Origin of the sequence: Acinetobacter sp. NIPH 817 (assembly GCF_000368405.1) — a bacterium.
In the GTDB taxonomy this organism is placed as follows: Bacteria; Pseudomonadota; Gammaproteobacteria; order Pseudomonadales; family Moraxellaceae; genus Acinetobacter.
Map to the genome: position 1 here is coordinate 2,977,109 of NZ_KB849420.1, position 24,907 is coordinate 3,002,015.

Sequence of the window (24,907 nt, forward strand, 5' to 3'; positions counted from 1 at the left end):
TTTAACTTATGCAGATAGTGTAATCAGATTACGCCCTTGCATTTCAGCAGGAACAGGAATCTGCATTAAATTGAGAATTGTTGGTGCTACGTCTGCAAGCACACCACCTTCTGCAATTGTTGCTTGTGTTGGGCCAACATAGATAAACGGCACAAGCTCGGTTGTATGTTGAGTATGCACTTGCCCACTTTCGTAGTCTTGCATTTGTTCAACGTTACCATGGTCAGCAGTAATGAGCATATGGCCTTTTTTCGCCATAACTGCTTCATAGACACGACCTAAACAAGTATCTACCGCTTCAACTGCTTTAACCGCAGCGTCGAACACACCTGTATGACCAACCATGTCACCATTTGCATAGTTCACAACCAATAAGTCGTATTCACCCGAATTAATCGCGTTAACCAACTCATCAGTGACTTCGTAAGCACTCATTTCAGGCTTAAGGTCATATGTCGCAACATTTGGAGATGGAATTAAAATACGTTTTTCACCTGGATATTCATCTTCACGGCCACCACTAAAGAAGAATGTTACATGCGCATACTTTTCAGTTTCGGCAATACGTAACTGGGTTTTACCTAAAGAAGATAAATACTCACCCAATGAATTTTTGAGGGCTTCTGGCATGTATGCAACTGGCGCATCAATGCTTGCCTGATAACGCGTTAACATCACAAATTTAGAAAGGCTTGGTACAACTTTACGTTCAAAACCCGCAAAGTCTTTTTCTACAAATGCGCGAGTAATTTCACGAGCTCGGTCAGCACGGAAATTCATAAATACAACGCTATCACCGTCTTGAACTTTAGCGATATCACCAATACGAGTCGCTTTTACAAACTCATCATTTTCATTGGCTGCATAAGCTAGCTCTAACCCTTCAACTGCGGTTTGTGCAGTACGAAGTGCTTCACCTTCGGTTAATAAGCGATAAGCTTGCTCAACGCGATCCCAACGGTTGTCACGGTCCATTGCAAAGTAGCGACCAATCATGGTTGCAATACGGCCTTGGCCTGGATATTGAGCAAATAACGCATCTAATTTTTCTAAAGATGGCTGAGCACTGCGTGGAGGTGTATCACGACCATCAAGGAAAGCGTGTAAGTAAACTTTTGCACCGCGTTTTAATGCAAGTTCACACATCGCCACAATATGATCTTCATGGGAATGGACGCCACCTTCTGAAAGTAGTCCCATAATATGGACAGCGCCACCAGCAGCTTTTGCTTTTTCAACAGCATCGATCAAAACTTCATGTTTAAAGAAGTCGCCAGTACGAATATCTTTAGTAATACGGGTAAAGTCTTGATATAACACACGGCCAGCGCCAAGATTCATATGGCCGACTTCAGAATTCCCCATTTGACCATCAGGTAATCCGACATCTTCACCTGAACCAGAAATTAGACTATTCGGATGCTTGGCTTTCATTGCCGCCAAATTTGGTGTTTTTGCTGCAAGAAAAGCATTATCTTCAATCGCTTCACGGTGTCCAACACCATCCATAATGACCAGAACGTGAGGGATCTTGCCAGCAGTTGCATCCGTCATAATCAATTTCTCTTTTGTCTAGAATTTCGTCACAATATCTTACCGAATTTTCGGTCAAGACTCTATTTATTCCTATGGCTTTCACCAATACCCGTGATTGATGAAAACCATAAATCTCAATTATTACTAGCGAGCGCGGTAAAGCAAATAACTTCCGGCACCAAACATTAATAAGATAGGTACAAGTACGAACCATGCTGGAGATGGAGAATAAACCAAGCTCGCATAGCCCAAGAAGTCCTGCAAATAATAGAAACTCAAACCAATAAACAATGCGATCACCAAACGGAAACCCATCGATTGTTGGCGTAATGGTCCAAAAATAAAAGAACACGCTACGAGTACTAATGCGATGAGTGAAAATGGCGAAGCAACTTTTTGCCAGAAAGCCAATTGATAAGTCTTTGGTACCTGACTATATTCATCCATATAACGCATAAAGCTAATCAGTTGGCTTGGTGATAGATCTTCAGGATCTAAAGTCACCATGTGCACATATTTAGGCTGTAATGCTAACGAAAGCGATTGCTCTTCATGATCAGTTTTGATGGCATTTCCTGCCGCCAAAATGTCCATTTGTTCAGCTTTTTTCAAAGCCCATTGACCATTTTTAATAAACTGTCCTTGCTGAGCATTAATTAATGATTGCAAGTAATAGTTCTGGTCAAAGTCGACCACTTGAATATCTCTTAAATTACCCTGAGAGTTAGCATAGTCGATATAGATAAATCGCTGCCCTTCACGTGACCAATAACCTTTCACTTCGCCTAAAGCAGCTACAGAGCGGTGACTCTTAACACTTGCTGCTTTTTCATTGGTATATGGAATAACCCATTCACTTAAGGCAAAAGACAAAATAATAAGCAGTAAAGCTGAGCGCATCACCCAACCAACAATACGCCATAAGCTAATACCAGCAGAGCGCATAACAATAAGTTCACTGCTAGTTGCTAGTGACCCTAAACCAATTACAGCACCAATCAAGGCAGAAATAGGCAAAATTTCATATAGATAACGAGGAGCACCCCACAACACATAGATGAGAGCTTGCCATGCATTATAGTCTGGTTTGAGCTCACCCAACTCACCCAGATACGTAAATAAGATCTGTAAAATCGACAAAACAACTGTGGTGCCAAACATTGCAAGCGCAGTGGTTTTCGTCACATATTTGGCGACTATTCGACGTGCTAACATTATAATTTCACTCGCTTGATCTGTTTCTTGATTTTTGGTGCCAACTTTTGTTTACGTGAAAATAAGGCTGCTGCAACGCCATAAACCACCAACACGGCAGGATAAGCCCAAATATCGAGTTCTTCTTTACTAATACGAGTCTTGATTGCAATCATTAATACGATCAGACTGGAAAAAATAAAAATCGCCGGAATAAGACGGTAATAACGACCTTGTCGTGGACTCACCTCAGACAATGCTACAGAAAGCATTAAAGCAATAATAATGGTGAATGGTCCAAACAAACGCCATCCCAACTCACTTCTTATGACTGGATCATTTGTTTTTGAAAAGAGTTTAGTCGTTGATAATGCTTCTACATCGCCACTTTCAAACTTAACATCTTTATCATTTTCTAAACGTAGACGATAAGACTGAAACTCTGCTTGCGTATATTTTGGTTGTCCCGGGAATATTTCATAACGACGGCCTTGTACCAGATCAACGACATTGGCTGTATCATTTGCAACTTCTACACGAGTCGCTTCTTTTGCCAAGATCATGACATCTGGTTTATCTTCTTTGATCGCACGTTGATAAAAGAAAATGTCCTTCAAATTCTTTCGGTCTTCTGACAATGAACCTGCATAAATCGTATAGGGTCCAGAAGAAATAAATTCTCTTGGGCGAACCAAATCGAAGCCTGTCCGAACCGCTTGGGTGGTGGTTAATTTCTCAAACTCACGCAGTCCCCACGGCGTCATCCAGAGCATAAGCACAGACTGACAAACCATATAAACAAGCGTCATTGGAATGAGTAATCGTGCTAATTGATGACGGCTCACACCACTACCGTTCAGTACTGCCATTTCATGGTCAACATATAAACGACCAAACACCAACATTAAACCAATGAAAAAACCTAGTGGTAAAATGAGTGTTAGAAATTCAGGTAAACGATATCCAATGATGCTAAACAAGATACTGGCATCTAAACGCCCCTGCGCCGCCACACCAAAGTATTTGATCAGACGACCACCCATCATGATTAAGGTCAATAAAGAAATGACCACCAATGAGGTAGAGACAACTTGCTTGACGAGATAACGCCGAATAATCAAAGTAATACTTCCAAAAGGCTAATCGGGACGACTGCTAGTTTACCCGAATGTTAAAAATATAAAACCGCACATTGCAACGCTATGCTTGAAAGTGTTTCAATGTTTTAATTCATCATAACTTTCTATAGGCAATCACGACAGCCATGAAATTTACAACTTATACAACTTTTCCCGAACAGACATCTAATGAATCTTTGTGGGTTTTAGTTGATTCAGAACAGCTACAAAGCAACGTCAACACATATCAAATCAATAACCTAGAAAGCGTTCTGAACGCTACCCAATTTAAAGGCAACTTCAATGAAACTCTGCCTTTATTTGGTCAGATTTCAAATCAGCCTCACAGCCAATTACTTGGCTTAGGAAAAACGGCTGAACTTCAGGCAGTCAAGCTCGCTAAACTTGCCCAAACGATTATCAAATCGACACAAAATAAATTTAAGCATATCGCAATTGATATTGCTGCGTTACCTGTCGAGCACCATTATTTATTTGCTTTAAGCTTAACTCAAGCAGCTTATGGTTATGATGAGTTTAAATCGAAAAAAAATGAATTTGTGTTACAACAGGTTGATTTAATTAGTTCAACGACTAGCCTAGATGAAAAACAACTGGCTTTAGTACATGCAGTACAGTCTGGTCAGTCTTATGCACGTGATCTTGGCAACCGTCCGGGCAATATTTGTTTCCCAGAATATTTGGCAGAACAAGCTCTAGCTTTAGCCGCAGAATTCCCTGACTTACTTAAAGTAACTGTTTTAAATGAGCAACAAATGGCTGATTTAGGCATGTATGCTTTTCTTGCAGTCAGCAAAGGATCTGAACGTCCGGGCCGTATTGTAACGCTCGAATATCAAGCACAGATTGATCAAGCTCCGGTTGTTTTAGTAGGTAAAGGCGTCACTTTTGATACAGGTGGTATTTCATTAAAACCAGGCCTTGGCATGGATGAAATGAAATTCGATATGTGTGGCGCAGCATCTGTACTTGGTACCATTCGTGCCTTATGCGAAGCAAAACTTCCTATTCATGTAGTTGGTGCAATTGCAGCAGCAGAAAATATGCCTTCTGGTAAAGCAACTCGTCCAGGTGACATTGTGACAACCATGAGCGGTCAAACTGTTGAAATTTTAAATACAGATGCTGAAGGCCGTTTAGTACTGTGTGACACATTGACCTATATTAAACGCTTTAATCCAGCAGTCGTGGTTGATATTGCGACCTTAACAGGTGCATGTGTAGTTGCTTTAGGCAAAGTACTCAGTGGGTTATTCTCACCAGATGATGCTTTGGCAGCAGAGCTCCAACAAGCTGGTGAACAATCGTTTGACCGTGTATGGCGTATGCCAGTGATTGATGATTATCAAGAATTACTTGATTCACCATTTGCGGATATTGCAAACATCGGTGGACCATATGGCGGCGCAATTACAGCTGCATGTTTCCTTGAGCGCTTTACACGTGAATATCGTTGGGCTCATTTAGATGTAGCAGGAACAGCATGGTTATCTGGTCCAGCTAAAGGTGCAACCGGTCGTCCAGTACCATTACTCATGCAATTTCTAGCGAATCGTGTAAATACGAATGGCTAAAGTTAGTTTTTATCTGTTTGAAACCAGCGAAGAACGGCAAGTCGATAGTGCTTGCCGTTTATGTCGAAAAATATTACAGAAGCATCCTAAAATCTGGTGGTATTGCCCAGATGTGCAGCTACAACAGATGCTTGATGAAAGATTATGGGAATTCGACCCTGTCAGTTTCATTACGCATGACGTTGATCAGACTGATGCTGCTGTATGTATTTCGGCTAAACAACCACTTGAACAAGGCCTGTTAGTATTTAATTTTAACAATCATGCACTTGAACAAGTTGATCATTTTAGCCACATTATAGAAATTGTTGAAAATAATGAAACAGCCAAGCAAATTGGTCGAGAAAAATTTAAAATGTATCGCCGTTTGGGTATAGAACCGCGGACCTTTAAATTATAACGCGCTAAAATGTAAATACTGTTGATCAAGGAGAAACATGGTGGCATTAAATGTCGGGCAAGATTTTAAAAAAAGATGGTTAAATGCGCCTGAAGCTGTCCGTCATACCTATCAACAGGATCTGGCACGTATTTGTGACTTACTAGAGCCTCAAACGCCTATTCAGCTTTGGGTTTTAAATGATGAAAAAGCGCAGTTAGAATCACAGCAAAAAATTGAACAAGCCTACGCAGATCTTAAAGCAGAGCTCATTGAGCAAGCACGTATTCGTCGTCAACTCGCTTTAGAAAAATCGCTTGCTGACAAACGTGCATCAGAAGCTGCTTATGCTGCGGAGTTGCAAGCAGACGAAGTTCGAAAATTTAATGAACAGACTGAAACATTACACACATTACGTAGTCATTTAGAACAAGAGGTTGCAGAGCAAACTGCGCGTTATCAGAAAAACCCTGAAACACCGGCAGTCAATTACTCTGCTGGCGTAAAACTTAGTATTACCGATGATCAAATCTTATCTGAGCTTGAAAGTTTACGCATTCGTTTAGAACTTGAAGCTGAGAGCTTAATTGAACAGTCTGTAACAGCTTTCCGAGCTAAGCTAAATTCGGCAGCTCAAGAAGAAATTGAATACATTTTAAAGAATTCTAAGTTTTCTGATGAAAAAATAGAAAAGTAAAGTTTTTAAGACTCTCTTTGTCATAAAAATGACATTTAATTGTCACAGAATAGTCATGCACAATATTCTTTTAGTTCAAATAATTATTAGAATACCGCATGGTTATTTATGAAAATTAATGAGGGTAAAAATGGACATTCCGCATCAGATTTCAAAGCAACTTGAGCAGCTTAATCAGGGTGAACAATGGACATTTTCAGCACAAGAACTTTATATGAGTCATAACGACTTTAACTCTTTATCTATCTTACTCACACGAGAGTCAGAAAAAGGCGAATTTTCAATTACACGCACCCAACATAATAAACCATGGGTCGGCACAAACTCGGTTACGCTAACCAAGCAATAAATTTTCAAAATAAAAAAACCGGAACAAGTGTCCGGTTTTTTTATTTTAACGATTTAGCTTTTTATTTTAAAAAACCATTCTCAGCTAAAAAAGCCATACTAATATTTGACTCTGTTTTTTGTTCAGCTGCTTTGTCACCTAGCAATAAACGCTCGATATAACGCGCCAAAACATCGACTTCAAGATTTACTTTGCTACCAACTTGCCATGTTCCAATGTTAGTACGCTCTGCTGTATGCGGAATTAAGTTTAAGCTTAAAATATTTCCACGTAAGTGGTTAATCGTTAAGCTAATCCCATCTACGGTCACAGAACCTTTTTCGGCTAAATATTTAGCAAGTTCTGTCGGTGCTGTAACTTCATAATAGATTGAGCGAGCATCTTCACGTACTACAGTAATTTCACCCACACCATCAACATGGCCACTCACAATGTGTCCACCAAAGCGTGTTGTCGGTAACATTGCCTTTTCAACATTGACACGTTGCCCAACTTTCCAGTTACCTAAAGTTGTTCGATTCAAGCTTTCACGAGAAACATCCGCTGCGTACCAATTATCGCCCCATTCAATCACGGTGAGACAAATACCATTGGTCGCAATTGAGTCACCCAAATGTACATCTGACATATCCAGATCAGTCTGAATACGTAAACGCACATCACCACCTACGCTTTGCAGGCTTTCAACTTTTCCTAAACTTTCAATAATGCCTGTAAACATGGCTCAATCTCCAAATCTTTTTACACTGCTTAAATTGCAGCGCTTACCAAAGTGCGAGCTGTGTACTATTACCTGAAGTATCTACACCACCTAGCTCGGCGAAGTGGTAAAGCTGGCCTAATAACTGACGCAATGGTGGTCCTGACTTAGCATGAGTATCAGTAATCACAATAAACTCAAGCACGCGTGCACGTTCAGACTGTCGCTGTTTACTTACTCGATAGCGTGGAACATCTTGTGTTAACAAGGTCACTTTGCCGCGCTCCAGATTAGCCATAAGCAAATCTTTAGGCTCGATATTACCATCAGTTGAATAACTGGTCAGAATATAACGGGCATTGATGGTTGAAAGTAACTTTTCATACGCATCTTTTGCATATTTAGAAGAATTATATGGACTTGGACGCTCTTTACGCCAAGCTCTATCAATTCCACTCTTATAACCTTTAGTATCTGGTGATGGTAAATCGACCTGATCCCATAAAGTTAATGCATTCAAAACATGATAATTACTACTATATGCGTGCTGGTTATAGGGTGGATCGAGATAGGCAACATCGACTTCAAAACCACTCATTTGATTTGCGAGATGCTGTGAATCTACACACCACATTTCAGCAGCAGGACGCTTACGGTCACCAATCTCGCAAAAACGGCTTGGTGTTAACCAAAGCAATGACTCAATTCGTTCCAATGCAGTTTGTGTACGTCCGCCCCACCCTTGATGGAAGCTTTTAAATACACCGCTGGTGTTACTCACAAAACTTGCTGAATAGAGTAATGGTGCAAGCAAAGCACTCATCTCTACATCATTAATTGCACCTTGTGCCTGCCATGTTGCAATCTGCTGGCGAATCGCATCAATACGCATACCATTACGGCGTTTAAAAAATAAACGGTCACGAGCTGGATCGTATACATCATCGTTACGGGGGCAAAGGTTATGCGTTACCCAACCTTTAACTTCAGGTAAGCGATTTAAATAGTCGATTGCCTTCTGATAGCCACCTAGCTCTTTAAATGCAGGTGCATCGGTACAAGCTAAAATCGCATGATTTAAAGCATGGCTATAAGGTTCCCAGTCATTTGCAATCACACGGTAACCATTTTGACGTGCCAAACGAGACACGACACCACTGCCGGCAAAGAAATCGGCAAAAATCGGAGGATTCTTTTTCTTGCTATTCAGTGTCCCTGTAATTTCAAGGGCTTCTAAAATTAGATGGAGCAATCGGCGCTTGTTACCTAGGTAAGGAACAAGCTGATGGAAAAGATATTCGTCTGTCGTACGGGCCGCATGACGACGTTTGTGATAAACCGAAGGCTCTGAATTCATACTTTCTCTTGCGTAGGGATTAACCTTAAGCGTATATCTTGATCAAGTTGTGTCACATCAAGAAGTGTAAAACGAAGTTGTTGTGCCATATATTCAAACTCTGCATTGAACATGGCTCTTGCACTTTTCCCCAAGAATGTTGGGGCAATATAACTGATCAACTCATCTACCAAACCTTCTTGTAAAAAGGCAGTAGATAATGTCGCACCGGCTTCCACCAATACATCATAAATTTGATGTTGCTTAGATAGGGTCTGTAACAGTATTTTTAAAGGCTGAATTTCTAATTGTATCATGCCTAAATCGGCAAGTTCTTGACGATATGGCCCCATGACCATCACAGTTTCAGGGTTTTCTAAAATTTTAGCATTAAGTGGCAAACGCCCCTGACGATCTAAAACAACCCGTTTTGGTTGAGCAATTGTCTCAATATCAATATGACCGAGTGAACGCACATTAAGCTGACAATCATCTGCAATCACAGTTTCAATACCTGTAATCACCGCTCCTGAAATGGCACGCCAATGCTGGACATCTTGACGGGCAGCGGAACCAGTAATCCACTTCGACTCACCTGATGCCATTGCCGTACGTCCATCTAGACTTGAAGCTACTTTTAAGCGTACATAAGGCATACCCGTAGACATTGCCCTTAAGAAACCTTGATTTAATTTTTCTGCTAAATCTTCACAAATGCCAACTTCTACTTCAATTCCAGCATTTTTCAAAATTTGAACACCCTTACCCGCAACGAGCGGATTTGGATCAGGACATGCTACAACTACCCTTTTAACCTGTGCTTTAACCAGTGCTTCAGCACAAGGAGGCGTTCGCCCATAATGCGCACATGGCTCAAGCGTGACATAGGCTGTTGCACCTTGTGCTTGTTCAGCTGCCTGACGTAAAGCAAAGACCTCTGCGTGTGGTTGACCCGCTTTAGGATGGAAGCCTTCACCAATTAACTGATCATCTTTGACAATGACACAACCAACATTTGGATTAGGCTTAGTCGAATATAGACCTCGTTTGGCAAGTTCAATGGCTTGCTGCATCCAATATTGATCTTGTTTCAACTCAGACATAAAAATCTCAAATAGTTATTGTTCACGTTGTTGCATTTGCTCAATTTGACGACGAAACGCCTCAACATCCTGAAAATCTTGATATACAGAAGCAAATCGGACATAAGCGACATGGTCAAGGGCAAATAGAGATTGCATGACGATTTCACCAATTGTTCTAGATTTTACGTCACGTTCACCTAAACGGCGAATCTGCAACTGAATATCACTTAAAACTGTTTCGATCTGCTCTTGTGTGACCGGACGTTTTTGCAAAGCATGCATTAACGAACGACGTAATTTGGCCTCATCGAAAGGTTCATTTTTTCCATTCGATTTGATCACACGGGGCATTACCACTTCATAGCTTTCAAAAGTGGTAAAACGTTCACCGCAACTTACACACTCACGACGTCGACGAATCTGACAGCCTTCGGCGGCTAAACGTGAATCGATGACTTTACTATCTGCGGCGTTGCAAAATGGACAATGCATAGCGGATTTATAGGGTCGATTACTTTGACCTAGTGTAGCAAAATTTCTACACTTACAGAACCAGCATTCTATAAGACAAAAAAACAGCCCTGAGCAAGATCAAAGTATCGCTTTGATCACAGCGCAAGACTGTTCTTTTAAGACAGCAGATATATTAATGATGATTATTCAATACGTTCGCCATGTTGGCTTAAATCCAGACCCATGCGCTCATCATCAGCGTTCACACGGATACCAATCACAAGATCAATCACTTTAAGAATAACGAAAGTCGCGATACCACTGTAAACCATGGTTGCCAATACGCCTTCAACTTGTACCCATAATTGGCCAGCGAATGTTGGTGCTAAGGTAACGTTAGCTGCTTTAATAATTTCGTCACTGTAGAATACGCCAGTTAAAATCGCACCGACAATACCACCTACAGCATGTAAACCAAACGCATCCAAAGCATCGTCGGCTTTAAGTAAGCGTTTAAGTGCAGTAATACCCCAGAAGCACACTACGCCACCGATAAGGCCCATGACTAAAGCACCGCCTACACCGACAAAACCTGCTGCTGGTGTAATCACAACCAAACCAGCTACCGCACCAGAAGCACCACCTAATACAGATGCTTTGCCACGGATCATACGTTCAACAACCAACCAAGAGAATGCAGCAGCAGCGGCAGCAACTTGAGTCACTAAAATTGCCATACTTGCACGAGCACCCGCGCCTAATGCACTACCACCGTTGAAGCCGAACCAACCCACCCAAAGTAAGCTTGCACCAACAACAGTTAGAGTTAGGTTATGAGGAGCCATAGATTCACGGCCCAGGCCAATACGTTTTCCAAGCATGTAAGCAGCAACGAGACCTGCAACACCTGAGTTGATGTGTACAACTGTACCACCAGCAAAATCTAATGCGCCTGCTTTAAATAACCAGCCATCTGTTGCCCAAACCCAGTGAGTAATTGGTGCATAAACAACAAGTACCCAAATTGCAATGAATGCCATGAAAGCTGAATATTTCATACGGTCTGCAATAGAACCACTAAGGATTGCAACTGTAATGATGGCAAAAGTCATTTGGAAAATAACAAAGAGACTTTCAGGAATTGTCCCACTCAATGCATCAAACGCAACTCCGTTGAGCATTGCTTTAGACAAATCACCAAAAAATGCACCTGTGCCAGAGAACGCGATTGAATACCCTGCAATCACCCACAGCAAACTTACTAAAATTGCAGCGGAAAGGCTGAACATCATAGTACTTAATACATTTTTCTTACGTACCATACCGCCGTAGAATAGTGCCAAACCAGGAATGGTCATTAATAAAACCAAAGCTGTTGAAACTAAAATCCAAGATGTATCGCCTGTATCAAGTTTTGGTGTCGGTGCTGGAGCTGCTGGAGTTTCAGCAACTGGTGCTTCTGCAGTGGTTGCAGTAGCTGGAGATGTTGATGTAGCCGCAACTTCCGATGTAGGCGTTGTTACAGCATCTTCTGCCCAAACGGCAGTACCACCCAAAAGAGCGCCTGATAGACTCAGCGCCATAAGCATTTTTTTCATTCGTGTCCCCCAACCTCATTTGCGAGTTATTTTCTACTCAGCAAGCTTTGTGCCAATTAGACAGCATCTGGTCCAGTTTCACCCGTACGGATACGGATAACTTGTTCCAGGTTAGTCACAAAAATCTTACCATCGCCGATTTTTCCAGTGCTTGCTACACGAGTAATTGATTCAATTACCGCGTCAACCATTTCATCACTAATCGCAATTTCGATTTTTACTTTAGGTAAGAAATCAACCACATACTCTGCGCCACGGTAGAGTTCTGTGTGTCCTTTTTGACGACCAAAACCTTTAACTTCAGTTACGGTAATCCCTTGTACACCAATGTCAGAGAGCGCTTCACGCACATCATCCAATTTAAACGGTTTTACAATTGCAGTTACAAGCTTCATGTTTGTTTCCTTCGGCTTCTTTTCACCAGTAAGGTTTTATGTTCAATTTTCATGCCAATATTTCAAAGGTTGAGGGAAATGAATCTATTGCATGAACTTTCTTTATAACCTATTTAGTGATCAAGATGTAGATGAGCTATTAAAAATAAAATGAATTTTCAGTATCGTTGAGTGCTGATTTAATGTTCTATTTATACTAAAAGAATTGAAACCTATATCCCACGTTCAAGCAGTGTTAAACTGTAAACCATAAGGTAATACAACACTTTGGATATCTCATGTTAGAAACATTATTACAGGCCATTTTGGAACAAATTGATGAGCCTAAAAAAGATTTGGAAAAAAATTTACGTGCTTTATTAAATGAAGCAGTCGAAAAGTTGGATCTTGTTTCCAAACAAGAGATTGACCGTCAAAAGACCGCACTTCAATCGGCCACTCAACGTTTAGAAGAGCTACAAAAACAAGTAAGTCTGTTAGAAGAAACTTTAAAGAATAAAAAATAAGCACCAACGTAGCGCACTTATACTTTACAACGATTAAAAATGAAGCACCATAATGGAACAATAAGATGTCTTTTTCTAAAATTTATACACGGGGACTTTTGGGTTTACATGCACCTCTAATTGAAGTTGAGGTCCATGTGAGTCAAGGCTTACCTTCTCTTACCATTGTCGGACTAGCAGAGGCGGCTGTAAGAGAGAGTAAAGACCGAGTTCGCTCAGCCATTATTAATAGTGGATTTCAATTTCCAACTAAACGGCTGACCATTAATCTTGCACCAGCAGATTTGCCCAAAGATGGGTCACGTCTGGATTTACCAATTGCTGTAGGCATTTTAATTGCTTCTGGTCAGCTTCCTGAAAACTGTGCCGAAGATTTTGAATTAATTGGTGAATTAGCGCTGGATGGGCATGTAAGACCAGTGTCAGGTACTTTAACTTTGGCAATGGCCTGTCAACAGGCCAAGCATAAAATGCTTTTACCTCTCGATAATAGTCAAGATATTAACCATTTACCGGACCTTGAGTGTTATCCAGTGGGCCATTTAAAAGAAGTCTGTGAACATTTTCTGGGCACGAAATCTCTATCTTCGATTGAACCTTCAACGGCATCAAATCAAATGCCTTATAAATTTGATTTGGCCGATGTAAAAGGTCAGCTACGCCCACGCCGCGCATTAGAAATAGCCGCAGCAGGCGGACATTCTCTGCTCTTTAAAGGACCACCGGGCACAGGTAAGACTTTACTCGCTTCGCGTCTTCCTTCAATTTTGCCACCTCTTTCTAATCAAGAAACACTTGAAGTTGCGAGTATTTACTCGATTTCCAATACATCGCATACGTTTGGACAGCGTCCTTTTCGTTCGCCCCACCATACGGCATCAGCAATTGCACTGGTTGGGGGCGGATCTCATCCTAAACCAGGTGAAATTACCCTATCTCACTTAGGCGTTTTATTTTTAGATGAACTTCCAGAGTTTGATAGAAAAGTGCTAGAAGTTTTACGCCAGCCGCTTGAGTCAAAAGAAATCATTATTTCACGAGCAGCTCGGCAAATTACTTATCCGGCTAACTTTCAACTCATTGCTGCGATGAACCCCTGCCCATGTGGTTATGCGTTTAACCAAGACAGCCGTTGCCAATGTTCACCTGAGAGTATTAAACGTTATCAGAACCGTATATCGGGGCCATTACTTGACCGCATCGATTTACATATTGATGTGCCACCGTTAAAAGCTCAAGAACTGCAAGATCCAACACCTGCTGAAGACTCCAGCAGTGTTCGACAACGCGTGATTTCTGCTTATGAACAACAAATGCAAAGACAAAATTGTTTAAATCAGGCGCTCTCACCAAAACAACTTGAGCAATATGCAGTACTTGATAGTACTTCACAGCGAATGATTGAAATGGCACAGCAACGTTTAAATCTATCAGCTCGTGCTTATCACCGTGTTTTACGAGTAGCGCGGACCATTGCCGATTTGGCTCAAAGCGAGATGATCCAAAGTCCGCATCTCACAGAAGCACTCTCCTATCGAGGAAATCATTCTTAAGGTACAACAGCGGATCGTGTATCCGCTTTTTTAATATGTATATGAGTTGTTCATTAGAGAATTTGTTAAAGCCTATATAAAAAGGCAAAAAAGAGGACGCTATGAAAATTTTGGCTATCTCGGGTAGTGCAAGAAAAGCATCTACAAATACCGCGCTATTACGAGCGATGAAAGATATCGCACCGTCCAGTATTGAGTTTTCAGTTTTCGATCAAATTAATAGTTTTCCTGTCTTTTCTCCAGATGATGAGGGCGAAAAAACACCTTCCATAGTGGAAGATTTCATCAAATCTGTTTCTAATGCAGATGGAATTATTATTTCAAGTCCTGAATATATTCGTTGTATTCCGGGCGGTCTTAAAAATGCAATTGATTGGATGGTTTCCCGTACCGAAATCATAGACAAGCCCATTGTTCTAGTTCATGCATCTAGTCGCGGTGACGACATGCTAGTTTCTTTAAGAAGAGTACTTTCGACAGTGAGCAGCAACTTTTTTGAAGATTTGTTTTTACGCTTCTCTCTCCTCAGTAAATCTCCCGAACAAATTTTTGAAATACTACATACTGAAGAATATAAGTCACAAATTACGCCGTTCCTGCTTAGCTTTGTCTCAGAGATTCAAACATATAACGGCCAATTAGAGTGAACTTTCTTAAAATGAAACAGCGGATAATGAGTCCGCTGTTTCATTAAGAACCTTATCTAAGGTCTCGATTAGAGAAGTAATTTCTTTCTCTGATAAAGCGGCAAAACCCAAGCGAATACAACAATTAGAAGACCCTATTTGTTTAAACTTATGCTCTGTATCAATGTTAAGTTCTTTTAATTTTATAAGCTGATCTTGAGTAAATGGTTTCTGGAATTTCACCCATAACGCCATTCCACCCGCGGGTGGTTGTATATGAACACGCCCTACAAAAATTCTTTTAAACTCAGCTAACGCATGGTCTCGGCGTAGTTGATATATTTTTTTCATTTTACGGATGTGTCTTTTAATTTCACCCCGTTGCATTAAATCTGCTAAGGCAAGTTCAGTAATATTATTACCTTGCCGATCAATCAATAAAATATCTTCAGTAATCGATTGAATGATTGATGGCGATGCCACGATGTAGCCTAAACGGATCCCGGGTGCAAAAACTTTAGACAATGAGCCAACATGAATGACTAGTTCAGAATGAGGCAAACTCGCTAAGGGTGGCATAGGCCGACTGTCATAATGGAATTCATGGTCATAGTCATCTTCAATAATATAAAAGCCCCATTTTTTTGAAAGCTCTAAGAGTTGAAGACGGCGATTCATTGGCATCGTGACAGTTGTGGGATATTGATGATGCGGAGTTGTATAAATAGCAGCAACCGAATGTTCTTTTAAAATCCGTTCTAAATCTTCAATGACAATACCTTGTTCATCTAATTTGACAGAAACGACCTGAAAACCATTTGATTGGAACGCTTTAAAAGCAGATGGATAGTAAAGCTCTTCAACAATGATAACACCCTGCCGATTAGGTAATGCACGAGATGCAAGAAAAATTCCCATCTGGCTACCCCGTACAATACAAATCTCATCTGCGGCAACATTCATAAAACGTTCCATTGACAACATTTGTTGTAAGGCTTGTCTTAACTCAATCATACCTCGTGGGTCACCATATCCCATGTACTGGTTTTGAGTAATCTTAATCAGTGCATGCCGATAGGCGCGTGAAAATAGTTCGTAGGGAATAAGCCGTGGATCTGGCACACCATCGTTATGTGGATATAAACCAACTTCTTGAATAATTGGCTTCTTATTAACTTTTCGCTCAGATATTGACTCTATTTTGAGTTGTTTCTCTGGCAAAACATCTGCCACAAATGTGCCTTTTCGGGGGCGAGTCACCAGCCATCCTTGTGCTTCTAACTCTTCATAGACCGCTTGTACCGTTTTCCGATTAATTCCTAATTCTTTTGATAGGCTACGAGACCCCGGCAGCATAGTCCCTTGCGCCAAACGGCCACTTAAAACTTCCTGACTAATCAAGTTAGTAAGCTTTAAAAAAACTGTTTTTTCTTCTCTTTCATCGATACGAAAATGTACTTGCCAAGGTCTTAGCATATTTGCCCCATCTGGACCATATAACTTATAAAAACTGGATGTATTGATTCATCCAGTTGTTTTCTATTCTGCCTTCACCTACTTAATTTGGTCAACTGGACTGGAGAAGAGATGAAGACTGCTTCTGTAAACAAACAAGATCTCATGCAACACGCACAGCAAGACATGCAAAAGTGGATTAGCGACTCAGATTTAACTGACCGCCAAAAGCTTGCACTCACTTGTCGTATTTTATTTGATCATGGCCATGATGCTGGTTTAGCAGGCCAAATTACTTGTCGTAGTGAAAATAAAGAATCCTTTATTACCCAACGTTTTGGTTTAGGTTTTGATGAAATTACTGCCTCAAACTTGCTTGAGGTGAATCAAGACTTAGAACCTATCAATCAAGAAGGTATGGCAAACCCAGCCAACCGTTTTCACACGTGGATTTATAAAGAACACCCAGAGGTGAACTGCATTATCCATACGCATCCGACTCATGTAGCTGCATTGTCGATGCTTCAAATTCCACTCATGATTTCACAAATGGATGTCTGTGCACTTTACGAAGATTGCTCATTTGTAGGCCATTGGCCGGGTGTTCCTGTAGGCAATGAAGAAGGTATTTTGATCTCTTCTGCTTTAGGTAAAAACCGTGCTGTTTTGTTATCTCACCATGGTCAACTGGTCACAGGAAAAACCATTGAAGAAGCATGCAACTTGGCTCTTTTAATTGAACGCGCAGCTCAACTGCAACTATTAGCCATGTCTGCTGGGCAAATTCAGCCGATCCCACACGATTTAGCTACAGAAGCTCATGACTGGGTATCTACCGATAAACGTAACAAAGTGAACTTTGCTTACTACGCACGTAAAGCTTTGAAAAAACATTCTGACTGTATTTAAAAAAGAGACTTCAACCATGAAACTAAACGGCATTATTGGCTACCCTGTTACCCCTTTTTCTGATGACAACACCATTAACCTTCCTGTTTTAAAACAGATGCTGGATTTGCTTATTGAAAATGGCTGCGATGCAATTGCACCTCTAGGCAGTACAGGTGAAAGCGCTTATCTTGAATGGGATGAGTGGTGTTTAGTCGCTAAGACTTCAATTGAAAGCATTAATAAACGCTTACCTGTCATTATTGGGATTTCAGAACTCACGACCGATCAAGCCATCAAAAAGGCGCAAATCGCACAAAGCTATGGTGCAGATGCACTTATGGTGATTCCTGTATCGTACTGGAAGCTCACAGATCAAGAAATTTTTGAATATTACCAAGCGATTGCTCAAGCAACGACTTTACCGATTATGATTTATAACAACCCTGCAACTAGCGGTGTTGATATGTCACCAGAGCTAATTGTGCGTATGTTTAATAACATTGCAAATATTACGATGGTGAAAGAAAGTAGCGGCGATATTCAGCGTATGCATAAAATTTATGAATTATCAAAAGGAGAACTTCCGTTTTATAACGGCTGTAACCCTCTAGCTTTGGAAGCTCTATGTGCTGGGGCAAGCGGTTGGTGTACGGCTGCACCAAACCTGTTAGGTAAACGACCTCAACAGCTTATTGAATATGTAAAAAATGGAGAATTAGAACAAGCACAGAAGTCATTTTATCAGCAGCTTCCTTTACTACGCTTTATTGTCACTGGGGGTTTGCCCAAAACGATTAAAGCAGGTTTACAACTAGAAGGTGTCGCTGCTGGGGCACCACGTAAGCCTCTGTCTAAAGCTGCGGATATTGAGCTTAGCCAATTAAAACAGCTACTTTCTGAAATAGAAAACTAATAAAAAAGCGGGTTTATTTACCCGCTTTTTATAACTCAAAACTTAGAATGTTTTAGTTAAACTAAATACTAAACCTGTGTCATAAGGTTTTTTCTGAGCATCAGTCATGCCAGAAGTACTAATGTCTGTACCTACTACATCTAGCTCAGCCAAAATGCCTAGGATGTTACGATTTACACCAACTTTATAATCGATATAGTTATCGTCTTTACCTGGACCACCAGCAACTACGGCTAAAGCATCTTTATTTTTGAATTTGTTATAGCCAACTGAAGCAAGGCCTGTAAAACCTGTATCTGCGATTGGCGCTGAATAACCGACATTAAAATACCAGAACTGCTTAGAATGAGCCCAGTAATCATCTGAATAGTTCACACCTACGCTAAGTGCATCCCCTTTAAATAAAGAATCAGCAAAAGTTAATTTACCGTAAACCTCATTAAAATCTAAACCATTTTTACCATCATAACCAATGCCATTACGGTCAAAACTATGGCCCGAACCAATATAGCCATAATGAATTACACCGACATCATAAGTAGGCGCAAGCGTATCCGTTAATTTCAAAGTATTGGTATAACCCAAAGCGACATCAGTTTCTGTTGAGTTGCCTGTTACTCCAAAATCAACACTTGAACCCCAAAGTGATAAATAAGCACCAGACTTATGAGAAAAAGTAAAACCACCTTGAATTGCAGGGTTATTTGATGATTGGGTAACTCCGCGGAAGCGGTAGTCTGTGGTTGCTGCGATGCTCCCTGTTGCGGTGATGCCATAAAAAGATGGTGCATCTTCAGCCATAGCCATGGTTGAACCTGCTGCAAAGATACCAAGACCTAAGGCCTTAAGTGCAAATTTCATCATTCTGATCTCCCCCATAATGAATGCACGATTTATGTATATAAAACACATTGTGTTACTTAAGCTTTAGCAATTGCTGTGCCAAGTCCATTTTTTCCATCTTTAGACATCATTAATATTGAAATCAAAATATCTCTACAAGAAAAATTCCACTTTATATTTATAAAAATATATTTATAAAAAACAATATTATAAAAAAATAATTTCAACCATTGAGAAGAAATCAACATGAGTAAACACCTTGTCGGAAATAAATGAGCGACATCAGCAGTATCCATTTACTCCATGTAAAATTTCTATCTAAGCTTAAATAAGAGATATAAAAATTACGTAAATTTCTTAAAGCTGAGCTTTTGATGGTCTGTAAATGGGCATTTCTTTTAATGAGATTTTTTTATTTTTCTTGTTTTAAAACTTATGAACTATTTTGGGTCTTTTTTAAGTAGCCATATGAACGAAAAAAGTGATGCACAAAATTTACGCAGAATATTGCACTAAGTTTGACCATTTAAACTAAATTCTATTGGTCTTCTACAGTGATCTATTTTTGTACATTACTCTTCAAAATAACGTTATAAAGTAACATTTTAAAAAACATTAAAAATAAATTGTCGAAAAAATCAACTCAAGAGAAGATTAAAAAGTAAACATATCCACCAAAAAAGATCAAAAAACAAACAGAAGAATCAACTATTTTTTGAGCTTGGAATATAAAATAAATGGTAAAAATACACTAAAAAATAAATTACTTTTTTTATTTTAAACAATACATTAAGTATAAAAGCTTAATAGTAAATTTAGTCAACAAGCAGTAGCACATTAATCAATTTCTGCATAGCATATATAAAATAAAATCAACAAAAATATATCTTTTTTATAGATTACTTATACAATTGATTGAAATCCTAGGCCCTGAACAATAACAAGGCACAGGATTTATCGTTTTTATGAGGTTCTTTAAATATGCTAAATGCACAAAAACTTACATTAGCAGTTCTCATTTCTGCGGCAATAATTTCCTCAGCTCAGGCAAGCGAGCAAAGCGAGGCAAAAGGATTTGTTGAAGATGCGAACGGTTCTATTCTCTTCCGTACAGGTTACATCAGCCGTGACAAAAAACAGGGCGCGAAAGATACTAGCTCATTTGCTCAGTCAGCAATTGTAAGTATCGATTCAGGCTTTACCCCTGGTATTGTTGGCTTCGGTGTTGGCGTTGTTGGCGACGGTTCATTTAAGATCGGTGAAAATAAAAATGCCGGAAACCAAATGATTCCTAAACATAATGACGGTTCGGCTTACGATCACTGGGCTCGTGGTGGCGGTAGCGTTAAAGCACGATTCTCGAATACAACAGTACGTTACGGTACTCAAGTACTCGATTTACCTGTTCTTGCAAGTAATACTGGACGTATGGTTCCTGAATACTTTACAGGTACTTTATTAACCAGCCATGAAATCAAGAACCTTGAATTGGTTGCTGGTAAATTTACTAAAGACCAAATGTCTGATCAAATCAATACCGATGCTGATGTATATGGCAACGGTCTTGATCGTGCTATTGTTTGGGGTGCTAAGTACAAATTTGATGACAATTTAAACGCATCTTACTATGGTTTAGACAGTAAAAATAAACTTGAACGTCATTATGTAAATGTGAACTTTAAACAGCCATTGGCTAATGATAGTTCATTAACTTATGATTTCAGTGGTTATCATACTAAGTTTGATGAAAATGCTATTACATATTCAGAAACTACTGATGACAAGTCTAACCGTAAAAACAATATTTGGGCAATTTCAGGAACTTATGCAACTGGTCCACATAGTGTGATGTTAGCATACCAACAAAACAGTGGTAATGTTGGTTATGACTATGGCCAAAATGCTGATGGTTTCCAAAGTATCTATTTACCGAACTCTTACATGTCTGACTTCATCGGTAATGATGAAAAATCTGCACAAATTCAGTACAACGTTGATTTTGGTAAGTTAGGCGTATTACCTGGTCTAAACTGGACAACTGCATTTGTATATGGTTGGGACATCAAAGTTAAAAATGTAACTGACAGTGCTCAAGAACGTGAGTTCTTTAACCAAGTGAAATACACTGTTCAAAGCGGTTTTGCTAAAGATGCAAGCCTTCGTATTCGTAACTCTTACTATCGTGCAAGCGATTCATATCAAGGTGCTTACATTGGTGACACCAATGAATGGCGTATCTTCCTTGATATTCCTGTGAAATTATTCTAATTCACAAATTTATCAAGTATAAAAAAACCTACGTCTGGCAACAGATGTAGGTTTTTTTATTAAGCTCAGAATATCAATTGAGGCATTCTGAGCCCTATCAATTAAAGCTTATTTAGCAGCTTCAATTGCTTTTAATACTTCAGCTTTAGCAACGTCAGCACCTTCCCAACCACTGATTTTTACCCACTTACCTGGTTCTAAATCTTTATAGTGACTGAAGAAATGCTCAATTTGGCTAATTAATAACGGAGGAAGATCTGTATATTCCTTAACGTCTTTATACAATGGAGACAATTTCTCGTGTGGAACAGCGATTAATTTCGCATCGATACCACCATCATCTTCCATTTTTAATTTGCCCACTGGACGGCAACGAATGACTGAACCAGCAGCAACAGGATGTGGAGTTACAACAAGTACGTCTAACGGGTCACCATCTTCAGACAAAGTATTTGGAACATAACCATAGTTCGCTGGATAGAACATTGCTGTACCCATGAAACGGTCTACAAACAATGCATCAGAATCTTTGTCGATTTCATATTTAATTGGTGCTGCATTTGCAGGAATTTCAATGATGACATAGATGTCATTTGGGGCATCTTTACCTGCTGGGATATTGCTGTAACTCATATCAATACTCTTTCGTTATGAAGTCAGATGTAAAATCCACTCGATTATAGCGTGGATATCATCAAAATGATGCCGATTATACAATGCGCACACGCGAAAGTTGATATGAATGATGACAGAATGACACTCAAGTCAGTTTAATCGTGACCACTAATAAGAAGATTGGGCACAATATAGATAAGAACCAGACAATCGAACGTAAAGTTGCCCAGTTACTTAAATAACAGATCCCATAAATAACTCTTAAAATAATATATGCCCAACCTAATCTCAGAATAAAATATTCTGGAACGACCATATATTCAGCCATTAAAATAGCCGTTAAGAATAAAGGTAAGCTTTCAAAACTATTTTGTTGTACGGCATTTGCACGAGCAGCCAAACCAGTTGTTTTGGCAAAAAAAGCTCTCGGGTTTTGATTATCGGCAGGCTGAAAACCACCTGTAAACTTTGCAATTACGGTAAATGCGTATGGCAGCAAACATGCCACTAAAATAATATAGATAATGCCGCTGATGCCCTGCATAGTGCCATCCATCACTGAAAATACTGTTGATCATGCTATCATAACATTGCGTTTTTACCTGAAATTTTATGCAATCACTTGTCATCACTGATTAATAGGGCCATGTATGCAACAACCTGATCAAAAAGAATTGTTTGAAGTCTTGGATAAGCAAAAACAGAATCAACTTCAGATAGATCGCATATTAAAGATCGTACTCCCTATTATGGCTTTTTTACTTAGTGTGATTTGTGCAAATTTGAATTGGCAATCGACACTTGGCACCTTTGTTATTTTAACAATTACCTTTATTGCAGTCGGTATTAAACGACTTACTTTGTGGCATTGGCTCATTGTGATTACGATATATTGCTTAGCAGATAATTATTTAAGTTATGGTCAGCTCGATTTAACTCATCTACGCTTACAACTCGGCACAATGCTTGTTTTTGTTGGGATGGTCGGAATTGGACGTCCTTATATAGACCGCTGGTTTATAAAAAGTCATAAAATCTAAAAATAAAAAAAGCGCCCTAAGGCGCTTTTTTATTAGTTGATTAGGCCGGTTTACGTAAGTCTTTACGTAAAATTTTGCCTACATTTGATTTTGGTAATTCATCCATAAACTCAACATAACGAGGGCGTTTATAACCTGTTAAGTTTTCTTTAGCGAAGCTCAAAACTTCTTCAGTCGTTAAGCTTTGATCTTTTTTCACAATAAAGAGTTTTGGCACTTCACCTGATTTTTCATCTGGGACACCAATGGCTGCAACTTCCAATACTTTTGGATGTTTAGCAATAACTTCTTCGATTTCACTTGGGTAAACGTTAAAGCCAGAAACCAAAATCATATCCTTTTTACGGTCTACAATTTTTGTATATCCACGGCTATCCATTACGCCGATGTCACCAGTACGGAAGAAACCATCTGCTGTCATCACTTTAGCTGTCTCATCAGGACGATTCCAGTAGCCCTTCATCACTTGAGGACCGCGAATCGAGATTTCGCCTTGCTCACCTAGAGCAACTTCTTTACCGTCATCATCTAAAATAGCAACTTCAGTTAAAGGTAACGGAATACCAATAGTGCCGCTAAATTCAGTAGAAGCAGGTGGGTTTGCAGTTGCTACCGGTGAAGTTTCTGACAAGCCATAACCTTCAATAATGGTTGTACCAGTAATTTTTTTCCACGCTTCTGCTGTAGAAGGTAAAACGGCCATACCACCGCCCATCGCCATTTTTAAATTGCTATGGTCAAGTTGTTTGAATTCTTCATTGTTTACTAAAGCATTAAACAATGTGTTTACAGCTGGGAAGAATGATGGTTGATATTTACGTAATTCGTTAATAACAGCTGGTAAATCACGAGGGTTCGGAATCAAGATATTTGCCTGACCTTTATACATACCGTACATCGCGCAAACCATGAACGCAAAAATATGATAAAGCGGTAATGCACAAACAATACGGTCGCCTTTAGCGCCATCATTTGCTCCAAATTTACTTTGGAAAATACCATCACACTGAAGTAAGTTTGCTACAAGATTACGATGAGTAAGCTCTGCACCTTTTGAAACGCCTGTTGTACCACCAGTGTATTGAAGTACAGCAGTATCACTTAAAGTTAAAGTCGGACGCTTATAATTACTCGCATTTTCTTTATTTAATGCTGAGTTAAATTTAACGTGCCCTGGAATATTCCAAGCTGGAATTTGTTTACGTACTTTACGTAATACAAAATTCACCAGAGTACCTTTGAGTGTACCGAGCATGTCTCCTACTGATGCAACTACAACATGCTTCACTGGAGTTTTACCCAAAATGCTTTGGTAAACACTGGCAAAGTTTTCGATAATTACAAGTACTTCTGCACCTGAGTCATTTAATTGATGCTCAAGTTCACGCGCAGTATAAAGTGGGTTAACGTTTACTAACACTAAACCTGCACGTAACACAGCTAATGCAACTACAGGATACTGCAATACATTCGGCATCATCACTGCCACACGAGTTCCTTTTGCTAACCCCAAATTTTGCAAATAGGTCGCGAACTTACGGCTTGCAAGTTCTAACTCATTAAATGACATCGCTTTATCCATAAAGATAAAGGCATCGCGAGAACCAAATTTTTGGAAATTACTCTCAAAAATATCAACAAGTGAGGTATTTTCCGCAGGCAATGCTACTGTTTCTGGAATCCCTGTTTTTTGGTATTCTGCAAACCAAATTTTTTCCATAATGCCATTATCTCCGATTCGTAATCCTTAGTAATAACTGTT

Annotated in this window: 26 protein-coding genes; 11 read left to right on the plus strand and 15 right to left on the minus strand. The window is 39.7% G+C overall.

Annotated elements, in window-relative coordinates:
• Positions 1-6 precede the first annotated feature (6 nt).
• The 3 genes from gpmI to lptF all read right to left on the minus strand — a co-directional run bounded on the left by gpmI (position 7) and on the right by lptF (position 3,851).
• Complete coding sequence (gpmI, locus tag F968_RS17625; RefSeq protein WP_004795170.1) at positions 7-1,554, minus strand: 2,3-bisphosphoglycerate-independent phosphoglycerate mutase; 1,548 nt, start codon at positions 1,552-1,554, stop codon at positions 7-9.
• 126 nt (positions 1,555-1,680) lie between these two features.
• Entirely contained in the window at positions 1,681-2,751 is a 1,071-nt protein-coding gene (gene lptG, locus F968_RS17630) for an LPS export ABC transporter permease LptG (protein WP_004795173.1), read from the minus strand.
• Complete coding sequence (gene lptF / locus F968_RS17635) at positions 2,751-3,851, minus strand: LPS export ABC transporter permease LptF (protein WP_034596483.1); 1,101 nt, start codon at positions 3,849-3,851, stop codon at positions 2,751-2,753. The genes lptG and lptF overlap by 1 nt, the downstream gene beginning before the upstream one ends.
• 143 nt (positions 3,852-3,994) lie before the next feature.
• Between lptF and F968_RS17640 the strand changes: the two genes are divergently transcribed.
• The 4 genes from F968_RS17640 to F968_RS17655 all read left to right on the plus strand — a co-directional run bounded on the left by F968_RS17640 (position 3,995) and on the right by F968_RS17655 (position 6,868).
• Positions 3,995-5,443, plus strand: coding sequence for a leucyl aminopeptidase (locus F968_RS17640; RefSeq protein ID WP_004795175.1), 1,449 nt, complete (start codon positions 3,995-3,997; stop codon positions 5,441-5,443).
• Positions 5,436-5,843 carry a DNA polymerase III subunit chi gene (locus tag F968_RS17645; RefSeq protein ID WP_004795177.1) on the plus strand — a complete coding sequence of 136 codons (408 nt, stop codon included), beginning with the start codon at positions 5,436-5,438 and terminating at the stop codon, positions 5,841-5,843. The genes F968_RS17640 and F968_RS17645 overlap by 8 nt, the downstream gene beginning before the upstream one ends.
• Positions 5,844-5,880: 37 nt before the next feature.
• Complete coding sequence (locus tag F968_RS17650) at positions 5,881-6,519, plus strand: cell division protein BlhA (protein WP_004795179.1); 639 nt, start codon at positions 5,881-5,883, stop codon at positions 6,517-6,519.
• 130 nt (positions 6,520-6,649) lie between these two features.
• Positions 6,650-6,868, plus strand: coding sequence for a hypothetical protein (locus F968_RS17655; protein WP_004795180.1), 219 nt, complete (start codon positions 6,650-6,652; stop codon positions 6,866-6,868).
• A 61-nt stretch (positions 6,869-6,929) separates the two neighbouring features.
• On the opposite strand, the gene F968_RS17660 is transcribed toward F968_RS17655, so the two are convergent.
• The 6 genes from F968_RS17660 to glnK all read right to left on the minus strand — a co-directional run bounded on the left by F968_RS17660 (position 6,930) and on the right by glnK (position 12,435).
• Positions 6,930-7,589: a riboflavin synthase gene (locus tag F968_RS17660; protein WP_002121149.1), complete on the minus strand. Its 660-nt coding sequence runs from the start codon at positions 7,587-7,589 to the stop codon at positions 6,930-6,932.
• Between the two features lie 43 nt (positions 7,590-7,632).
• Positions 7,633-8,925, minus strand: a complete 1,293-nt coding sequence (locus tag F968_RS17665) for a DNA adenine methylase (RefSeq protein ID WP_004795183.1) — start codon at positions 8,923-8,925, stop codon at positions 7,633-7,635.
• On the minus strand, positions 8,922-10,007 hold the full coding sequence (gene ribD / locus F968_RS17670) for a bifunctional diaminohydroxyphosphoribosylaminopyrimidine deaminase/5-amino-6-(5-phosphoribosylamino)uracil reductase RibD (RefSeq protein WP_004795185.1): 1,086 nt from the start codon (positions 10,005-10,007) through the stop codon (positions 8,922-8,924). Before ribD ends, F968_RS17665 begins: the two co-directional genes overlap by 4 nt.
• 15 nt (positions 10,008-10,022) lie before the next feature.
• Positions 10,023-10,481 carry a transcriptional regulator NrdR gene (nrdR, locus tag F968_RS17675; protein WP_004795187.1) on the minus strand — a complete coding sequence of 153 codons (459 nt, stop codon included), beginning with the start codon at positions 10,479-10,481 and terminating at the stop codon, positions 10,023-10,025.
• Between the two features lie 164 nt (positions 10,482-10,645).
• Complete coding sequence (locus F968_RS17680) at positions 10,646-12,040, minus strand: ammonium transporter (protein WP_004795189.1); 1,395 nt, start codon at positions 12,038-12,040, stop codon at positions 10,646-10,648.
• A gap of 56 nt (positions 12,041-12,096) precedes the next feature.
• Positions 12,097-12,435 (minus strand): P-II family nitrogen regulator, encoded by a 339-nt coding sequence (glnK, locus tag F968_RS17685; RefSeq protein ID WP_000780326.1) that lies wholly within the window; start codon positions 12,433-12,435, stop codon positions 12,097-12,099.
• A gap of 278 nt (positions 12,436-12,713) precedes the next feature.
• Between glnK and F968_RS17690 the strand changes: the two genes are divergently transcribed.
• The 3 genes from F968_RS17690 (at position 12,714) to F968_RS17700 (ending at position 15,141) form a co-directional block, all read left to right on the plus strand.
• Positions 12,714-12,941 carry an accessory factor UbiK family protein gene (locus F968_RS17690; RefSeq protein WP_004795193.1) on the plus strand — a complete coding sequence of 76 codons (228 nt, stop codon included), beginning with the start codon at positions 12,714-12,716 and terminating at the stop codon, positions 12,939-12,941.
• A gap of 65 nt (positions 12,942-13,006) precedes the next feature.
• Positions 13,007-14,494 (plus strand): YifB family Mg chelatase-like AAA ATPase, encoded by a 1,488-nt coding sequence (locus F968_RS17695; RefSeq protein ID WP_004795194.1) that lies wholly within the window; start codon positions 13,007-13,009, stop codon positions 14,492-14,494.
• A gap of 101 nt (positions 14,495-14,595) precedes the next feature.
• Positions 14,596-15,141, plus strand: coding sequence for an NADPH-dependent FMN reductase (locus tag F968_RS17700; RefSeq protein ID WP_004795196.1), 546 nt, complete (start codon positions 14,596-14,598; stop codon positions 15,139-15,141).
• Positions 15,142-15,147: 6 nt separating this feature from the next.
• On the opposite strand, the gene F968_RS17705 is transcribed toward F968_RS17700, so the two are convergent.
• On the minus strand, positions 15,148-16,596 hold the full coding sequence (locus F968_RS17705; protein ID WP_004795200.1) for a MocR-like pyridoxine biosynthesis transcription factor PdxR: 1,449 nt from the start codon (positions 16,594-16,596) through the stop codon (positions 15,148-15,150).
• A gap of 111 nt (positions 16,597-16,707) precedes the next feature.
• On the opposite strand from F968_RS17705, the gene F968_RS17710 reads away from it, so the two are divergent.
• On the plus strand, positions 16,708-17,484 hold the full coding sequence (locus F968_RS17710; protein WP_004795201.1) for an aldolase: 777 nt from the start codon (positions 16,708-16,710) through the stop codon (positions 17,482-17,484).
• A gap of 16 nt (positions 17,485-17,500) precedes the next feature.
• Positions 17,501-18,379, plus strand: a complete 879-nt coding sequence (locus tag F968_RS17715) for a dihydrodipicolinate synthase family protein (protein ID WP_004795203.1) — start codon at positions 17,501-17,503, stop codon at positions 18,377-18,379.
• 42 nt (positions 18,380-18,421) lie between these two features.
• Here F968_RS17715 and F968_RS17720 read toward each other — a convergent pair whose 3' ends face one another.
• A complete protein-coding gene (locus F968_RS17720; protein WP_004795206.1) occupies positions 18,422-19,243 on the minus strand; it encodes a TorF family putative porin in 822 nt (273 codons plus the stop codon).
• A gap of 56 nt (positions 19,244-19,299) precedes the next feature.
• A complete protein-coding gene (locus F968_RS17725) occupies positions 19,300-19,518 on the minus strand; it encodes a hypothetical protein (RefSeq protein ID WP_034596486.1) in 219 nt (72 codons plus the stop codon).
• A gap of 685 nt (positions 19,519-20,203) precedes the next feature.
• Between F968_RS17725 and F968_RS17730 the strand changes: the two genes are divergently transcribed.
• Positions 20,204-21,490 carry an OprD family outer membrane porin gene (locus F968_RS17730; protein ID WP_004795208.1) on the plus strand — a complete coding sequence of 429 codons (1,287 nt, stop codon included), beginning with the start codon at positions 20,204-20,206 and terminating at the stop codon, positions 21,488-21,490.
• A gap of 108 nt (positions 21,491-21,598) precedes the next feature.
• On the opposite strand, the gene ppa is transcribed toward F968_RS17730, so the two are convergent.
• Both ppa and F968_RS17740 read right to left on the minus strand, forming a co-directional pair.
• Positions 21,599-22,123, minus strand: coding sequence for an inorganic diphosphatase (ppa, locus tag F968_RS17735; protein ID WP_004795210.1), 525 nt, complete (start codon positions 22,121-22,123; stop codon positions 21,599-21,601).
• 127 nt (positions 22,124-22,250) lie between these two features.
• Complete coding sequence (locus F968_RS17740) at positions 22,251-22,649, minus strand: MAPEG family protein (protein WP_004795212.1); 399 nt, start codon at positions 22,647-22,649, stop codon at positions 22,251-22,253.
• A gap of 106 nt (positions 22,650-22,755) precedes the next feature.
• Here F968_RS17740 and F968_RS17745 point away from each other — a divergent pair, with 106 nt between their 5' ends.
• Positions 22,756-23,145 (plus strand): hypothetical protein, encoded by a 390-nt coding sequence (locus tag F968_RS17745; protein ID WP_004795213.1) that lies wholly within the window; start codon positions 22,756-22,758, stop codon positions 23,143-23,145.
• A 40-nt stretch (positions 23,146-23,185) separates the two neighbouring features.
• Here the strand turns inward: F968_RS17745 and F968_RS17750 are convergent, their stop codons facing one another.
• On the minus strand, positions 23,186-24,865 hold the full coding sequence (locus F968_RS17750) for a long-chain-fatty-acid--CoA ligase (protein ID WP_004795215.1): 1,680 nt from the start codon (positions 24,863-24,865) through the stop codon (positions 23,186-23,188).
• Between the last annotated feature and the right edge of the window lie 42 nt (positions 24,866-24,907).

Coding starts and splice junctions, on each gene's coding strand:
- F968_RS17695 (WP_004795194.1), top strand. CDS start 13,007: ATGTCTTTTTCTAAAATTTATACACGGGGACTTTTGGGTTTACATGCA.
- F968_RS17660 (WP_002121149.1), bottom strand. CDS start 7,589: ATGTTTACAGGCATTATTGAAAGTTTAGGAAAAGTTGAAAGCCTGCAA.
- F968_RS17665 (WP_004795183.1), bottom strand. CDS start 8,925: ATGAATTCAGAGCCTTCGGTTTATCACAAACGTCGTCATGCGGCCCGT.
- F968_RS17640 (WP_004795175.1), top strand. CDS start 3,995: ATGAAATTTACAACTTATACAACTTTTCCCGAACAGACATCTAATGAA.
- nrdR (WP_004795187.1), bottom strand. CDS start 10,481: ATGCATTGTCCATTTTGCAACGCCGCAGATAGTAAAGTCATCGATTCA.
- glnK (WP_000780326.1), bottom strand. CDS start 12,435: ATGAAGCTTGTAACTGCAATTGTAAAACCGTTTAAATTGGATGATGTG.
- ribD (WP_004795185.1), bottom strand. CDS start 10,007: ATGTCTGAGTTGAAACAAGATCAATATTGGATGCAGCAAGCCATTGAA.
- F968_RS17730 (WP_004795208.1), top strand. CDS start 20,204: ATGCTAAATGCACAAAAACTTACATTAGCAGTTCTCATTTCTGCGGCA.
- F968_RS17715 (WP_004795203.1), top strand. CDS start 17,501: ATGAAACTAAACGGCATTATTGGCTACCCTGTTACCCCTTTTTCTGAT.
- gpmI (WP_004795170.1), bottom strand. CDS start 1,554: ATGACGGATGCAACTGCTGGCAAGATCCCTCACGTTCTGGTCATTATG.
- F968_RS17725 (WP_034596486.1), bottom strand. CDS start 19,518: ATGGATACTGCTGATGTCGCTCATTTATTTCCGACAAGGTGTTTACTC.
- lptG (WP_004795173.1), bottom strand. CDS start 2,751: ATGTTAGCACGTCGAATAGTCGCCAAATATGTGACGAAAACCACTGCG.
- F968_RS17745 (WP_004795213.1), top strand. CDS start 22,756: ATGCAACAACCTGATCAAAAAGAATTGTTTGAAGTCTTGGATAAGCAA.
- F968_RS17720 (WP_004795206.1), bottom strand. CDS start 19,243: ATGATGAAATTTGCACTTAAGGCCTTAGGTCTTGGTATCTTTGCAGCA.
- F968_RS17680 (WP_004795189.1), bottom strand. CDS start 12,040: ATGAAAAAAATGCTTATGGCGCTGAGTCTATCAGGCGCTCTTTTGGGT.
- F968_RS17655 (WP_004795180.1), top strand. CDS start 6,650: ATGGACATTCCGCATCAGATTTCAAAGCAACTTGAGCAGCTTAATCAG.
- F968_RS17740 (WP_004795212.1), bottom strand. CDS start 22,649: ATGCAGGGCATCAGCGGCATTATCTATATTATTTTAGTGGCATGTTTG.
- F968_RS17700 (WP_004795196.1), top strand. CDS start 14,596: ATGAAAATTTTGGCTATCTCGGGTAGTGCAAGAAAAGCATCTACAAAT.
- F968_RS17710 (WP_004795201.1), top strand. CDS start 16,708: ATGAAGACTGCTTCTGTAAACAAACAAGATCTCATGCAACACGCACAG.
- F968_RS17650 (WP_004795179.1), top strand. CDS start 5,881: ATGGTGGCATTAAATGTCGGGCAAGATTTTAAAAAAAGATGGTTAAAT.
- F968_RS17750 (WP_004795215.1), bottom strand. CDS start 24,865: ATGGAAAAAATTTGGTTTGCAGAATACCAAAAAACAGGGATTCCAGAA.
- F968_RS17645 (WP_004795177.1), top strand. CDS start 5,436: ATGGCTAAAGTTAGTTTTTATCTGTTTGAAACCAGCGAAGAACGGCAA.
- ppa (WP_004795210.1), bottom strand. CDS start 22,123: ATGAGTTACAGCAATATCCCAGCAGGTAAAGATGCCCCAAATGACATC.
- F968_RS17705 (WP_004795200.1), bottom strand. CDS start 16,596: ATGCTAAGACCTTGGCAAGTACATTTTCGTATCGATGAAAGAGAAGAA.
- F968_RS17690 (WP_004795193.1), top strand. CDS start 12,714: ATGTTAGAAACATTATTACAGGCCATTTTGGAACAAATTGATGAGCCT.